The 13,071-nt window shown below is 68.3% G+C and carries 13 protein-coding genes; all 13 read left to right on the top strand.

The annotated features are described in order from the left end of the window. Positions 1 to 24 precede the first annotated feature (24 nt). The 13 genes from gspE to N5D91_RS15370 all read left to right on the top strand — a co-directional run bounded on the left by gspE (position 25) and on the right by N5D91_RS15370 (position 12,995). The gene (gene gspE, locus N5D91_RS15430) at positions 25 to 1,749 is read left to right on the top strand and encodes a type II secretion system ATPase GspE (RefSeq protein ID WP_180855422.1); all 1,725 of its coding nucleotides are present in this window, start codon (positions 25 to 27) and stop codon (positions 1,747 to 1,749) included. 24 nt (positions 1,750 to 1,773) lie between these two features. Then, the gene (locus N5D91_RS15425) at positions 1,774 to 2,994 is read left to right on the top strand and encodes a type II secretion system F family protein (RefSeq protein ID WP_110711005.1); all 1,221 of its coding nucleotides are present in this window, start codon (positions 1,774 to 1,776) and stop codon (positions 2,992 to 2,994) included. Positions 2,995 to 3,043: 49 nt separating this feature from the next. Next, on the top strand, positions 3,044 to 3,487 hold the full coding sequence (gspG, locus tag N5D91_RS15420; protein ID WP_004154150.1) for a type II secretion system major pseudopilin GspG: 444 nt from the start codon (positions 3,044 to 3,046) through the stop codon (positions 3,485 to 3,487). Between the two features lie 6 nt (positions 3,488 to 3,493). Beyond that, positions 3,494 to 3,988, top strand: coding sequence for a GspH/FimT family pseudopilin (locus N5D91_RS15415; RefSeq protein ID WP_197611144.1), 495 nt, complete (start codon positions 3,494 to 3,496; stop codon positions 3,986 to 3,988). Beyond that, positions 3,985 to 4,410 carry a prepilin-type N-terminal cleavage/methylation domain-containing protein gene (locus N5D91_RS15410; RefSeq protein ID WP_153856265.1) on the top strand — a complete coding sequence of 142 codons (426 nt, stop codon included), beginning with the start codon at positions 3,985 to 3,987 and terminating at the stop codon, positions 4,408 to 4,410. The genes N5D91_RS15415 and N5D91_RS15410 overlap by 4 nt, the downstream gene beginning before the upstream one ends. Beyond that, a complete protein-coding gene (locus tag N5D91_RS15405) occupies positions 4,407 to 5,039 on the top strand; it encodes a type II secretion system protein J (RefSeq protein ID WP_153856266.1) in 633 nt (210 codons plus the stop codon). The genes N5D91_RS15410 and N5D91_RS15405 overlap by 4 nt, the downstream gene beginning before the upstream one ends. Next, complete coding sequence (locus N5D91_RS15400; RefSeq protein WP_110711009.1) at positions 5,036 to 5,899, top strand: general secretion pathway protein GspK; 864 nt, start codon at positions 5,036 to 5,038, stop codon at positions 5,897 to 5,899. Before N5D91_RS15405 ends, N5D91_RS15400 begins: the two co-directional genes overlap by 4 nt. Next, a complete protein-coding gene (locus N5D91_RS15395) occupies positions 5,896 to 7,041 on the top strand; it encodes a PilN domain-containing protein (RefSeq protein ID WP_110711010.1) in 1,146 nt (381 codons plus the stop codon). Before N5D91_RS15400 ends, N5D91_RS15395 begins: the two co-directional genes overlap by 4 nt. After that, complete coding sequence (gene gspM / locus N5D91_RS15390; protein ID WP_153856267.1) at positions 7,016 to 7,729, top strand: type II secretion system protein GspM; 714 nt, start codon at positions 7,016 to 7,018, stop codon at positions 7,727 to 7,729. The genes N5D91_RS15395 and gspM overlap by 26 nt, the downstream gene beginning before the upstream one ends. Continuing rightward, entirely contained in the window at positions 7,719 to 8,504 is a 786-nt protein-coding gene (locus tag N5D91_RS15385; protein ID WP_110711012.1) for a general secretion pathway protein GspN, read from the top strand. The genes gspM and N5D91_RS15385 overlap by 11 nt, the downstream gene beginning before the upstream one ends. A 9-nt stretch (positions 8,505 to 8,513) precedes the next feature. Then, the gene (gene gspD, locus N5D91_RS15380; RefSeq protein WP_180847395.1) at positions 8,514 to 10,715 is read left to right on the top strand and encodes a type II secretion system secretin GspD; all 2,202 of its coding nucleotides are present in this window, start codon (positions 8,514 to 8,516) and stop codon (positions 10,713 to 10,715) included. Between the two features lie 592 nt (positions 10,716 to 11,307). Continuing rightward, positions 11,308 to 12,159 (top strand): glycosyltransferase, encoded by an 852-nt coding sequence (locus tag N5D91_RS15375; RefSeq protein WP_180855263.1) that lies wholly within the window; start codon positions 11,308 to 11,310, stop codon positions 12,157 to 12,159. Next, positions 12,156 to 12,995, top strand: coding sequence for a glycosyltransferase family 2 protein (locus N5D91_RS15370; RefSeq protein WP_180855261.1), 840 nt, complete (start codon positions 12,156 to 12,158; stop codon positions 12,993 to 12,995). Before N5D91_RS15375 ends, N5D91_RS15370 begins: the two co-directional genes overlap by 4 nt. The last annotated feature ends 76 nt before the right edge of the window (positions 12,996 to 13,071 follow it).

Here is a 13,071-nt window from a genome sequence, read left to right as displayed (position 1 = left end):
CGAGCCGATTGACAGGAGAGTCATGTGAACGCGCTTGCTGCTACCGCCGCTGCCGACGACGCTGAAGGCCGCATCCTGGATGCGCTGCTGGCGCGCGGCCGGCTGAAGGAAGGCGATCTGGCACGTGCGCGGCCGCTGCACGCAGAGGCCGGCGGCAGCCTGCTGGGCCTGCTGGTGCGGCTGGGGCTGGTCTCCGAGCGTGACCAGGCCCAGGCCAGCGCCGAAGTGCTGGGGCTGCCGCTGCTGGAAGGCAAACAGCTGCCGGAAGCACCGCCACAAGGGCTGGCGGAAGGCTTGCCGTTGTCGCTGCGCTTCCTCAAGCAGTTCCATGTCTGCCCGCTCGCGCTGGATGAACAGGGGGTCCGGCTGTGGCTGGCCGATGCCCACGATGCGTATCCGCAGCAGGCCGTGCAGCTGGCACTGGGTGTACCGGTGACACCGGTGCTGGGCATGCGCGCGGAAATTGATGACCTGGTCGAGCGCTGGTTCGGCCAGGGCCGCAGCGCGATGGGCGCGATCGTCGAGACCGCCGATGGCGAGGGCGGTGCAGTCGATGACATCGAGCACCTGCGCGACCTTGCCTCGGAAGCACCGGTGATCCGCCTGGTCAACCTGGTGATCCAGCGTGCAGTGGAGCTGCGCGCTTCGGACATCCATGTCGAACCGTTCGAAAGCCGGTTGAAGGTGCGTTACCGCGTCGATGGCGTGCTGGTGGAAGGCGAAAGCCCGCCGGCCAACCTCACTGCTGCGGTGATCAGCCGCATCAAGATCATGGCCCGGCTCAACATCGCCGAGCGCCGCCTGCCGCAGGACGGCCGCATCATGCTGCGCGTGCAGGGCAAGGAGCTGGACCTGCGCGTGAGCACGGTGCCGACCGCGCACGGCGAAAGCGTGGTGATGCGATTGCTGGACCGTGAAACGGTGGTGTTCGATTTCCATCGTCTCGGTTTCACTGACGCCTTCCTGCCGCAGTTCCGCAAGGTGCTGGAACAGCCGCACGGCATCCTGCTGGTGACCGGCCCGACCGGTTCAGGCAAGACCACCACGCTGTACACCGCGCTGAGCCAGCTGAACACTGCCGACGTCAAGATCATCACGGTCGAGGACCCGGTGGAATACCAGATCGAAGGCATCAACCAGATCCAGGCCAAGCCGCAGATCGGCCTCGACTTCGCCAACGCCCTGCGCAGCATCGTGCGCCAGGACCCGGACATCATCATGATCGGCGAAATGCGCGACCTGGAAACCGCGCGCATCGCGATCCAGTCGGCGCTGACCGGCCACCTGGTGCTGTCCACCCTGCATACCAACAACGCAGCCGGCGGCATCACCCGCCTGCTCGACATGGGCGTGGAGGACTACCTGCTGACGTCCACCATCAATGGCATCCTCGCCCAGCGCCTGGTGCGCCGGCTGGAGCCGACCCATGCCGAGCGCTATGAAGCCTCGCCGGAAGAGATCGAACGCTTCGAGCTGCGCCGCCTGCAGCCGGAAGGACCGATCCACCTGTATCGCCCGAAGCCTTCCGCGCTGGCGCCGACCGGCTACCTCGGTCGCACCACCATCATGGAATTCCTGGTGATGAACGATGCGCTGCGGCGTGCGGTGATGCGCCGCGATGGCATGGGCGAGATCGAGCGCATCGCCCGTGAAGCCGGCATGCGCACCATGTACGAGGATGGCCTGTCCAAGGCGTTGAGCGGGCAGACCACCATCGAGGAAGTGCTGCGCGTGACCGAGGAAAGCTGATGCGCGCAGGATCCCGGGGCTGACATGCCGACCTACCGTTACAAGGCGCTCAATCCGCACGGCGAGATCTTCGACGGGCAGATGGAAGCGGCAAGCGAGGCCGAGCTGGTCGCGCGCCTGCAGGACCAGGGCCATCTGCCGATGGAGACCCAGCTGGCCGATGGCGGTGCGATCGGTGGCAGTACCTGGCGCAACCTGTTCCGCCAACGGCCGCTGCAGGGCGCTGCATTGCTGCAGTTCACCCAGCAGCTGGCGACACTGCTCGGTGCAGGCCAGCCGCTGGATCGCGCGCTGTCGATCCTGCTCGGGTTGCCGGAAGACGAACGCTCGCGCCGCGCGATCACCGACATCCGCGATGTGGTGCGCGGTGGCGCGCCGCTGTCGACCGCACTGGAGCGCCAGCATGGGTTGTTCTCGCGCCTGTACGTGAACATGGTGCGGGCCGGTGAAGCCGGCGGCAGCCTGCACGAAACCCTGCAGCGCCTGGCCGACTACCTCGAACGCAGCCGCGCGCTGCAGGGCAAGGTGATCAACGCGCTGGTGTACCCGGCCATCCTGCTGGTGGTGGTGGGCGGCGCGCTGCTGTTCCTGCTCGGCTACGTGGTGCCGCAGTTCGCGCAGATGTACGAGAGCCTGGACGTGGCGCTGCCGTGGTTCACCAACGCAGTGCTGCAGCTGGGCCTGTTCGTGCGCGACTGGTGGGTGCTGCTGCTGGTGGTGCCGGCGCTGGTGGCGTTGTTCTTCGAACGCAAGGCGCGGCAACCGGCATTCCGGCTGGCGCTGGATGGCTGGCTGCTGCAGCGGCGCGGCATTGGCCGCCTGCTCGGCGAACTGGAAACCGCGCGGCTGGCACGCACGCTGGGCACCCTGCTGCGCAATGGCGTGCCGTTGCTGGGTGCCTTGGGCATCGCCCGCAACGTGCTGGGCAACCGCGCGCTGGCTGCCGACGTGGAAGCCGCCGCGGACGAAGTGAAGAACGGTGCCGGCCTGTCGCTGGCACTGTCACGCGGCAAGCGTTTCCCACGCCTGGCCCTGCAGATGATCCAGGTCGGCGAGGAATCCGGTGCCCTCGATACCATGCTGCTGAAGGCCGCCGACACGTTCGAGCAGGACAGCGCCCGGCGCATCGATCGCCTGCTGGCGGCGATGGTGCCGGCGATCACCCTGGTGCTGGCCTCGGTGGTCGGTGCGGTGATCGTGGCCGTGCTGGTGCCGCTGTACGACCTGACCAATGCCATCGGTTGACGATGGATCCCTACGCAACCCCGACACTCCGCAACTGAAAGGACCGACCATGATTGCTTCCCGTCGACCGATCCGCCTTTCCTTCACCGCCGCGCGCAACCAGTCGGGCATGAGCCTGCTGGAAATCATCATCGTCATCGTGCTGATCGGCGCGGTGCTGACCCTGGTCGCCAGCCGTGTGCTGGGCGGTGCCGACCGCGGCAAGGCCAACATCGCCAAGGCGCAGGTGCAGACCGTCGCCTCCAAGATCGACAACTATCAGATCGACACCGGCAAGCTGCCGGGTTCGCTGAACGACCTGGTGACCGCACCGGCCGGTGTTGGCGGCTGGCTGGGCCCGTATGCCAAGCCGGCCGATCTGAACGACCCGTGGGGCCACGCGCTGGAATACCGTGCGCCGGGCGAAGGCCAGCCGTACGAGCTGGTCAGCCTGGGCAAGGATGGCAAGGCCGGCGGCAGCAGCGTCGACGCCGACATCCGTTACCAGCCGTAAACCCGTATGACGCATTTCCTGCCGCGCCGGCTGCCACGCCCGCGCCTGCACGGCAGGCGCGCGGCAGGCCTGTCGCTGCTGGAAATGCTGCTGGTGATCGCGCTGATCGCTGCGATCGGCCTGATCACCGCCGCAGGGCTGTCGCGCGGCTTCTCTGGCATGCAGCTGCGCAGCGCCGGCAAGGACATCGCCAACCAGCTGCGCATGGTGCGCGCACAGGCGATCGCCCGCGGTGAGCCGCAGCGTTTCGTCATCGAACCGGCAACGCGGCGCTGGGAAGGCGCCAACCAGCGCCACGGCGAGGTGCCGGCACAGCTGCAGGTGCAGTTCGAAGGCGCCGCGCAGCTGGCCACCGCGCCAGGCCAGGGCGTGATCGAGTTCCACCCCGATGGTGGCTCCAGCGGTGGCCGCATCCGGCTGCAGCGTGACGATGCCGAATGGCGCATCGACGTGGGCTGGCTGACCGGTGAGGTCCGCTCCGGCCCCTGGCGGTCGCAATGAAGCGGCGCGCCCGCGGCTTCACCCTGCTGGAAGTGATCATCGCCTTCGCCCTGCTCGGGTTGGCGTTGACCCTGCTGCTGGGGAGTCTTTCCGGTGGCGCGAAACAGGTGCGCGACGCCGAGCTGCGCACGCGTGCGGTGCTGCATGCGCAGTCGCTGCTGGCCGAAGCCGGTGTTGCCTCGCCACTGCAGGTCGGCAGCCAGCAGGGGGACTGGGAACAAGGGCGCTACCACTGGCAGCTGCAGGTGCAGCCGTGGGTGGAGCCACGCGCGAACAACCTGGCGCAGGCACAATCGCAATCACCGGGTGCCCCCTGGTTGGCCGAGCTGCAGCTGCAGGTACGCTGGGGCGACAGTGAGCGCGAGCAGCTGCGCTGGCGCAGCCTGCGCCTGTTGCCGCCGGACCTGGAGAGCGCGCGATGAAGCACCGAGCCGCGGGTTTCACTCTGGTTGAAGTGATGCTGGCCACGGTGCTGCTGGCCGGTGGCCTGGCCCTGGCGTTCGCCAGCGTGCGCTCGGCGATGGCGGTCAGCCAGCGCGGCGAGCAGATCGCTGCCGAGAGCGAACGCATGCGCGCAGTGGAGACCTTGCTGCGTCGGCAACTGGCAGGCGCGCTGCGTACGCCACTCGAAGCGCCCGATCCCACCCGCGAGCCGATCTTCTTCCAGGGTGAAGAAAGCCGCATGCTGTTCGCCGCCGATCTGCCGGGATATCTCGGACGGGGGGGATCGTACCTGCATGCACTGCAGGTTGATGGCCGCAGCGGCCAGCAGCGCCTGTTGCTGGACCTGGTGCTGTTGCAGGAAGGCGAGCGCATCGCGGAAAATCCGCCACGCCCGCCAGAAGTGCTGGTGGAGAACCTGAAGTCGGTGCAACTGCGTTATCGCGGCATCGATGCCAGCACCGGCCAGGTGACCGACTGGATGCCGCGCTGGGACGACACCCGGCGCCTGCCGATGCTGGTGGAGATCCAGATCGTGCCGGCCAAGGGGGCGCCCTGGCCGACGCTGGTGGTGGCGCCGCGTGCCGGTGGCAGCGGAGGTGCACGGTGAACCGGCAACATGGCGCGGCACTGGTACTGGTGCTGTGGCTGATCGCATTGATGACCGCACTGGTCGGTGCGTTCGCGTTGAGCGCCCGTGTCGAGCACCTGCAGCAGCGGGTACTGGATGACGATGCGCGCGGCCAGGAACGTGCGCGCGCGGGTCTGGAGTACGCGCTGACGCGCCTGTCCGCCGATCCGCAGCGGGCGCCGTGGCGCGCTGATGGCCGTACCTACCGCTGGCAGTTCGATGACGCCAGCATCGAGATCAAGGTGCTGGATGAGAACGGCAAGATCAACCTGAACCTGGCCGACGTGACCCTGCTGACCGCCTTTCTCAAGGCGCTGGGCGAAGACGAGGGGGCTGCGCGGCAGCTGGCCGGTGCCATCGTCGATTGGCGTGACGAGGACAGCCTGCTGCAGCCTGGGGGCGGTGCCGAAGCGCCTGACTATGCGGCGGCCGGGTTGCCGTATGGCCCGCGCAACAAGCGTTTCGAGACCCTCGGCGAGCTGCAGCGGGTGCTCGGCATGCGTGGGCCGCTGTACCAGAAGATGCTGCCGCACCTGACCCTGTACAGCCGACAGGCGCGACCCGATCCGCAGTTCGCCAGCGCCGTGGTGTTGACCGCATTGGGCCTGGACGCGGATACGGTGCTGGCCCAGCGTGCCCAGCAGGAGCGTGATGCCGATTCCGCTGCCGGTGCGTCAACCCTTGCCAGCAGCAGTGGCACCTATAGTATCGAGTCCCGTGTCACCGACGGCAGTGGACGCCGGTCGGTGTTGCAGGCAGTGGTACGCAATGGCTCGGGCGGGGTTCCCGGGCGGTCCTACACAGTGCTTCGCTGGGAGCAGGGAATGACAGCAAGATGACGGCTTGGCAGGACAGTCTGCGGCAGGTGCAGGGCCGGATCGGCCCGGGTGCCGGCCGTTTCCTGCGCTGGTGGCGGCAATCGCTGCTGGCCTGGGTGCCGGCTCGTTGGCAGTGGGCGCTGGGCTGGGCACAGGCGCGCCTGCTGCTGCAGCGCGAGGGCGACCAGCTGCAGGTCTGGCGTGAGGCAGGCGAGCGTCGCGAGCCAGTGGCGCGCCTGCCGTGGCCGTTGTCGCCGGCTGAACTGGACCGGGTGCTGGAAGCGCGCCTGCGCAGCCTGCCGCGGCTGTGGCTGCTGCCGGCCAGCGATGTACTGCGTCGCCAGCTGCGGCTGCCCGCGGCGGCCGCCGACCGCCTGCGCGCGGTGGTTGGTTTCGAGATCGATCGGCAGACGCCATTCGAATCCAGCCAGGTCAGCTATGACGTGCGTGAACTCGGCGTGGCCGGCGAAGGCCAGCTGCAGGTCGAACTGGTGGCCTGGCCGTTGCGCCAGCTGGAGGCCTGGCGCAATGACGTGGGCCAGTGGGCCGATGCGCTGGCCGGTGTCGATGCGATCGATGCACAGGGCAACACGCTGCAGGTGAACCTGCTGCCGCCCGCACAGCGCCAGTTGCGGACCGATCCGATGCGGCGCTGGAACCTGCTGCTGGCGGTGGCCGCCGTGGTGATGCTGGTGCTGGCCGGCCTGCAACTACTCGACAACCGCCGCGCGGCGGCCGATGAACTGCGTGCACAGGTGGAACGCAGTGCACGCAGTGCGCGCGGCGTGGCCAGCGAACGTGCGCAGCTGCAGGCGCTGATCGATGGTGCGGCGTTCCTGGAAAAGCAGCGCAGCCAGCGCGCCGGGACGGTGGAGATCTGGACCGAGCTGACCCGGCGCCTGCCGGAGGGCACCTACCTGGAAAAGCTGGCCATCGAGAGCAACAACCTGCAGTTGATCGGGCTCAGCCGCGAGGCCTCGCAGCTGGTGCAGCTGCTGCAGGACGCGCCGCAGTGGCGCAAGGTCAACCTGACCGGTGTGCTGCAGGCCGATGGCGCCGCCAGTGGCCGCGACCGCTTCACCATGACCGCTGAGCTGCAGCCGTTGCCGGCAGCGGCCCCGACCCGGGAGGCGGCCGATGCCGATGCCAAGCGCACGCCGTGACCGCTGGCTGGCGCTGGCGCTGCTGCTGGCAGTGCTGGGCCTGGCCTACCTCCTGCTGGTGCACCCGTGGTTCACCCAGCCGTTGCGCGAGATCGATGCCGATGTCGCGGCGCTGCGCGAGCGCGAGTCGCGTGTGCAGGCACAGCTGCAGCAGCAGCCGCAGATCGAACAGCGCCTGCGTGCCACCCGTGAAGCCTTGCAGCAACGGCCAGGCTTCCTGCGCGAGGCCACTGCCGAGGCCGCCGCCGCCGCGCTTGGCGCCAAGCTGCAGGATGCGGTGGCGATGGCCAGCCCGGGCAACCGCAGCTGCACCATCAGCAACCGCACGCCGCTCACCGACAACCGGCGCGACGCCGAGTTCGTACGCGTCGCCATGCAGGTGCGCCTGCGCTGTGGCGTGGCCGAACTGGCCACCGTGCTGCACAGCCTGGAAACCGGCAGCCCACGCTTGTTCGTCGACAACCTCAACCTGATCGCGCAGCGTTTCCAGCAGTCGCCGAATGAATCCGGACTCGGCCTGGACGTGTCGTTTGAACTGGCGGGCTATCTGCTGCCGGGTGCCGCTGCCGATGGCGCTGCCCCGGCACCTGCAGCCGAGCCGGGCGCGGCACCGCAACCGCCATCGACCGCACCGACACCCGCACCGGCTGCGCCGCAAGCGGGGCAGGAGGTGGCGGATGAAACTTGAGCAGATCAGCCTGCGCACCGGCTTCCTGCTGGCTCTGGCCGGCTGGGCGGCGGCGGTCTGGCTGGCCACCGGCTTTGGCCTCGGCAGCCAGCTGCCCGGCACCGACGGTGATGCCGACACGGCGCCCTCGCTGCCAGCCCTGCCGCCACTGGCCGCCGAGCGCATGGCCAGCGCCGACAGTTACAGCGCCATCGGCGAACGTCCGCTGTTCGCCGAAGACCGCAAGCCGCGACCGTATCTGCTGGGAGGCAGCGAACCGGCCGCCAGCGCCGCGCTGCGCTTGACCGGCGTGCTGCTGACTGGCGATTTCGGCATGGCCACGTTCACCACCGAACAGAACCGTTCGCTGCGTCTGCGCCTCAATGGCGACGCCGTGGATGGCTGGCAGCTGGTGGGGCTGGCGCCACGCCAGGCCACGGTGATCGGCCCCGGCGGCAGCCAGGTGCTGGAACTGGCCGTGTTCAACGGCCAGGGCGGCGAACCACCGACCGTACTGCGTGGTGCCAACGGCGCGCCGCCCGCAGGCGCGATCGTGGTGCCGCCCCCGGCGGGTGCTCCACCAGCACCGTCCACGTCCGCAGCAGCTCCGCAGCCGCAGCAGCAGCCGGCTGGCGCCGTGCCTCCGCCCGCCGCTGCCCCACCTGCCAACACCAACGGCCCCAGCGAAGCGCAGATGCAGGCCATCCGCGAACGCATCCAGGCCCGTCGTCGCCAGCTGCAGCAACAACAGCAGCAACAACCGTCGCCGCCCCCGGGCGATGGCACCAACCGATAGAGTGAATGCATGAGCCTGCGTTTCCTTCCCTGGTCCTTTGCCCTCGCGCTGCTGGTCGGCTGCAGCACCGTGTCCGCGCCGCATGTGCAGCGCAAGGGCAATCTGTCGCCCACTGCCGAGGCCGGCCAAGCGGCCGAAGTCGCCGCTGACGCTGCCCGTGACGCCCAGGGCGCTCCGCAGGCGGTGATCCGACGTGGCACCGGCACCATGATCAACCGCGAAGCGGCCCGCGCTCCGGCACCGGCACTGCATGGCGCCAGCACCGGTGAGGCGACCTTCAATTTCGAAGGCGAGTCGGTGCACGCGGTGGTCAAGGCCATCCTCGGTGACATGCTGGGCCAGAACTACGTGATCGCACCCGGGGTGCAGGGCACGGTCACGCTGGCGACGCCCAAGCCGGTGTCGCCGGCGCAGGCGTTGAACCTGCTGGAAATGGTGCTGGGCTGGAACAACGCCCGCATGGTGTACAGCGGCGGCCGCTACAACATCGTCGCCGCCGATCAGGCGCTGGCCGGTACCGTCGCACCGAGCACGGCGCCGGCTGCCAGCGCGCGCGGTTTCGAAGTGCGTGTGATCCCGCTGCAGTTCATCTCCGCCACCGAGATGAAGAAGGTGCTGGAGCCGTATGCGCGGCCCAACGCCATCGTCAACGTCGACAGTGGCCGCAACGTGATCACCCTGGGCGGTACCCGCGCCGAGCTGGAAAACTACATGCGCACCGTCGAGATCTTCGACGTTGATTGGCTCTCGGGCATGTCGGTGGGCGTGTTCCCGATCCAGTCCGGCAAGGCCGAGCAGGTCGCCGCCGACCTTGAAAAAGTGTTCGGCGAGGAGAGCAAGACGCCCAGCGCCGGCATGTTCCGCTTCCTGCCGTTGGAAAATGCCAACGCGGTGCTGGTGATCACCCCGCAGGTGCGTTACCTGGACCAGATCCAGCAGTGGCTGGACCGTATTGATACGGCCGGTGGCAGTGCGCGCCTGTTCTCCTACGAGCTGCGCTACATCAAAGCACGTGACCTGGCCGAGCGCCTCAGCGAAGCGTTCGCCAGCAGTGGCAACCGCGGCGGCTCCAGCCCTGCATCGCTGGCACCGGGCGCGATGCCGTCGCAGCTGGGCAGCGACGGTGATCGTGGCATGGACAGCAACAACAGCAGCAATTTCGGTTCGACGTCGGGCAGTGGTTCCAGTGGCACCGGCAACGGCAGCATGAACCTGCCGCAGCGCCAGTCCGGCAATGTCAGCGTCAGCCTGGAAGTGGAAGGCGATCGCGTGGGCGTGTCGGCGGTGGAGGAAACCAACACCCTGCTGGTGCGTTCGACCCCGCAGGCCTGGCGTTCGATCCGCGAGGTGATCGAGAAGCTGGACGTGATGCCGCTGCAGGTGCATATCGAAGCACAGGTGGCCGAGGTCGCGCTGGATGGTGATCTGAAGTACGGCGTGAACTGGTTCTTCGACAACGCTGTGGCCGGACGGGCGCTGACCGGCGCATTGAGTGGCGTGACCCTGCCGGCGGCTGCCGGCGGCTCCTGGAGCAGCTTCGCCGGTGCCGCAACCGCCGGCGAAGGGCTGGGCTGGGCGTTCACCGGCCACAATGGCGCAGCGGTGGTAAGCGCGCTGGACAAGGTCACCGATGTACGCCTGCTGCAGACCCCCTCGGTGTTCGTGCGCAACAACGCCGAGGCCACGCTCAACGTGGGTGACAAGGTGCCGATCAATACCACCACGGTGAACACCGGTATCGGCACCAGCAGCTACAGCTCGGTACAGTACATCGACACCGGCGTGATCCTGAAGGTGCGGCCGCGCGTGACCCGTGATGGCACCGTGTTCCTCGACATCGTGCAGGAAGTGAGCAGTGCCTCCAACGTGCCGGACAATTGCAATCCGACGGAGCGCAACTGCAACCCGCGTATTTCCACCAAGAAGCTGTCGACCGAAGCGGCGGTGCAGAGCGGGGACACCATCATGCTGGCCGGCCTGATCACCGACACGGCCACCGATGGCAGCAGCGGTATTCCTGGCCTGAGCCGGATTCCCGTGGTCGGTGCACTGTTCGGGCAGAAGAGCCGCACCAGCCGTCGTTCGGAGGTGATCGTGCTGCTGACCCCGAGCATCGTGCGCAACGGGCAGGAAGCACGCACCCTGACCGACGAGTACAGCCAGCGCTTCCGCGCGATGGAACCGCTGAACCAGCCGCGCGCAAAGAAGTAAGGGGTTTACGGCCGGGCTGCGCCCGGCACCCGCAGAGGCTGGAGCAACAGCAACAGCAACAGCAACAGCGGGTTTCTGGGGGATGGCGGGGCGGTGTGGGTTGGCAGGACACGCCGTAAACCCGTCCCTGGGGGCTCGATGGCGCCATCCATGGCGCCAACGGTCCTGCCAACCCACACCGCCCCGCCTCTGACAGATTCCGTGTGCTGTTGGTAGGTGTCGACCTTGGTCGACACGCTGGATCCACACCATGCGTGGAAGACGCTCCATCGAAATCGAATATTTCGATATCTGTGAGATCTGAGCCGAGCATGGCTCGGCTCTACAGAAAGCAATGCCCGGCAGATCGCAGGCAACTGTCGAAGGCGGGGTGGGTCCGGTTGCGGGGGTGTCCGCGGCATGGATGCCGCGGCCAAGCCCCCATGGACGGGTTTACGGCGTCCCCCGCAACCGGACCCACCCCGCCATCCCCCAGGAACCCAGCCTTTGCTTCGGCTGTTGCTGTTGCTCCGGCCTGAAGCGGGCGCCGGGTGCAACCCGGCCGATACCCTCCCAGTGCTAGGCTGTGGCTACCGACAACCACGGAGGCGGGATGGGGGCGATCGTGTTGTTGCCGCTGTGCGTGGACGATGCTGCACTGGATCGTTGCCTGGCTGCGCTGGATGCCGGCACCGCGCCGGGAACCGCGGTCTGGTTGGCCGACGACGCGCAGACCGGGCCGCGTGCGCAGGCGGTGGTGGAACACTGGTTGGCACATACGCCATTGCAGGCCGAGTACACCCGGCGCGCACGGCCGCTGGGCGAAGTCGCCCACCTCGATGAAATGCTGCGCGCCTGCGATGGCCTCGACGTGGCGGTGCTGGCACCGGACAGCATGCCGGCACCGGGCTGGCTGCAGCAGCTGCAGGATGCCTTTGCCCGCGACGCGGCCATCGCAACCGCAACCCCCTGGTGCAACGCCGGTGAAACCTCCGCCTGGCCGCGCTTGGGCGAAATCAATCCCGAGCCTGAAGATCCGGACCTGCTGGCGCAGACCTGCGCGAGCCTGCCAACGCTGCACCCGGAGCTGCCGTCGGCGGTCACCCACGCGGTGCTGGTGCGTGGCAACGCGCGCCGTCGTGCCGGTGGCCTGGACGTGGACAGCTATGCCGGCTGGAACGCGGCGCTGGTCGACCTCAGCCTGCGCATGGCCGGATTGGGTTGGCGCAACGTGCTGTGCGAGACCGCCTTCGTCAGCCGGGCAGGGGAGGCGGTCAGCCGTGACGGCGATCTCGAAGCACTGGCCGCGCGCTGGCCGGGCTGGGTGCCTCGGTTGGCGGACTTCCTGATGCACGACCCGCTGCACGGGCTGCGCGCCGACCTGCAGCAGCGCATGCGGCAGGCGATAATGCCGAAGGAACAGGGCGACCTGTTCGTCCCGTCCGCGCCGGAGCCACCCGTTTGAATGTTGCCATTGCCGCCATCGTCGTCACCTACCAGAGTGGCAGCACCATCGACGCCTGCCTCTCGCGCCTGCGCCAGGCGCAGGACGTGGCCGAGATCCGGGTGATCGACAATGGCTCGATGGATGGCACGCTGGACATCGTGCAGCGGCATGCCAGCCACGACCCCCGCGTGCGCTTCGTCGGCAATCCGGACAATCCCGGCTTTGCCGCCGCCAACAACCAGGGCGTGGCCGATTCGCACAGCCCGTGGCTGGCCTTCATCAACCCGGATCTGATGGTCGAGCCGGATACGTTGGCTGAACTGCGCCGCCGTGCCGAAGCCTTGGGCGACTGCCTGCTGGGTGTTGAGCAGCTGGACGAGCATGGCCATGCCGACGAGGCGGTGCGCCGTCGTGATCCGGATTTCCTGTTGATGCTGCGTTCGCCCGGGAAGGGCTCGAAGCTGGCGGTACCGCGTGAGCCGCACCTGGCGCTGCAGCGGGTGCCGGCCCTGTCCGGTGCGCTGCTGATGATGCCGCGCGCACTGTTCGAGCGCATCGGCGGCTGGGACGCGGGCTACCGCCTGCACGCCGAGGACCTGGACCTGTGCCGCCGCGCACGCGAGGCCGGCGCAGTGGTGGCGATCGCCAACGACCTGCATGTCACCCACGTGCGCGGTGTCTCCAGCCGTTCGCGGCCGTTCTTCGTTGAATGGCACAAGCACAAGGGCCTGTGGCGCTATTTCCAGAAGTTCGAGGCCAGGCAGCGCTCGCTGCCGGTGTGCGTGGCGGTGTGGGGCGCGATCTGGGCGCATGCCCTGATGCTGGTGCCGAGGCTGCTGCGCAGGTCGTTGTAGAGCCGAGCCCACGCTCGGCTCAGGCAACATCCAGCCGAGCGTGGGCTCGGCTCTACGGAAGGCGGGCGCGCCCACG

This window comes from Stenotrophomonas sp. GD03794 (assembly GCF_029842145.1).
GTDB classification, from domain to species: Bacteria; Pseudomonadota; Gammaproteobacteria; order Xanthomonadales; family Xanthomonadaceae; genus Stenotrophomonas; species Stenotrophomonas riyadhensis.
Note: the sequence above shows the minus strand (reverse complement) of the source record. Positions and strands in the feature narration are given on the sequence as shown.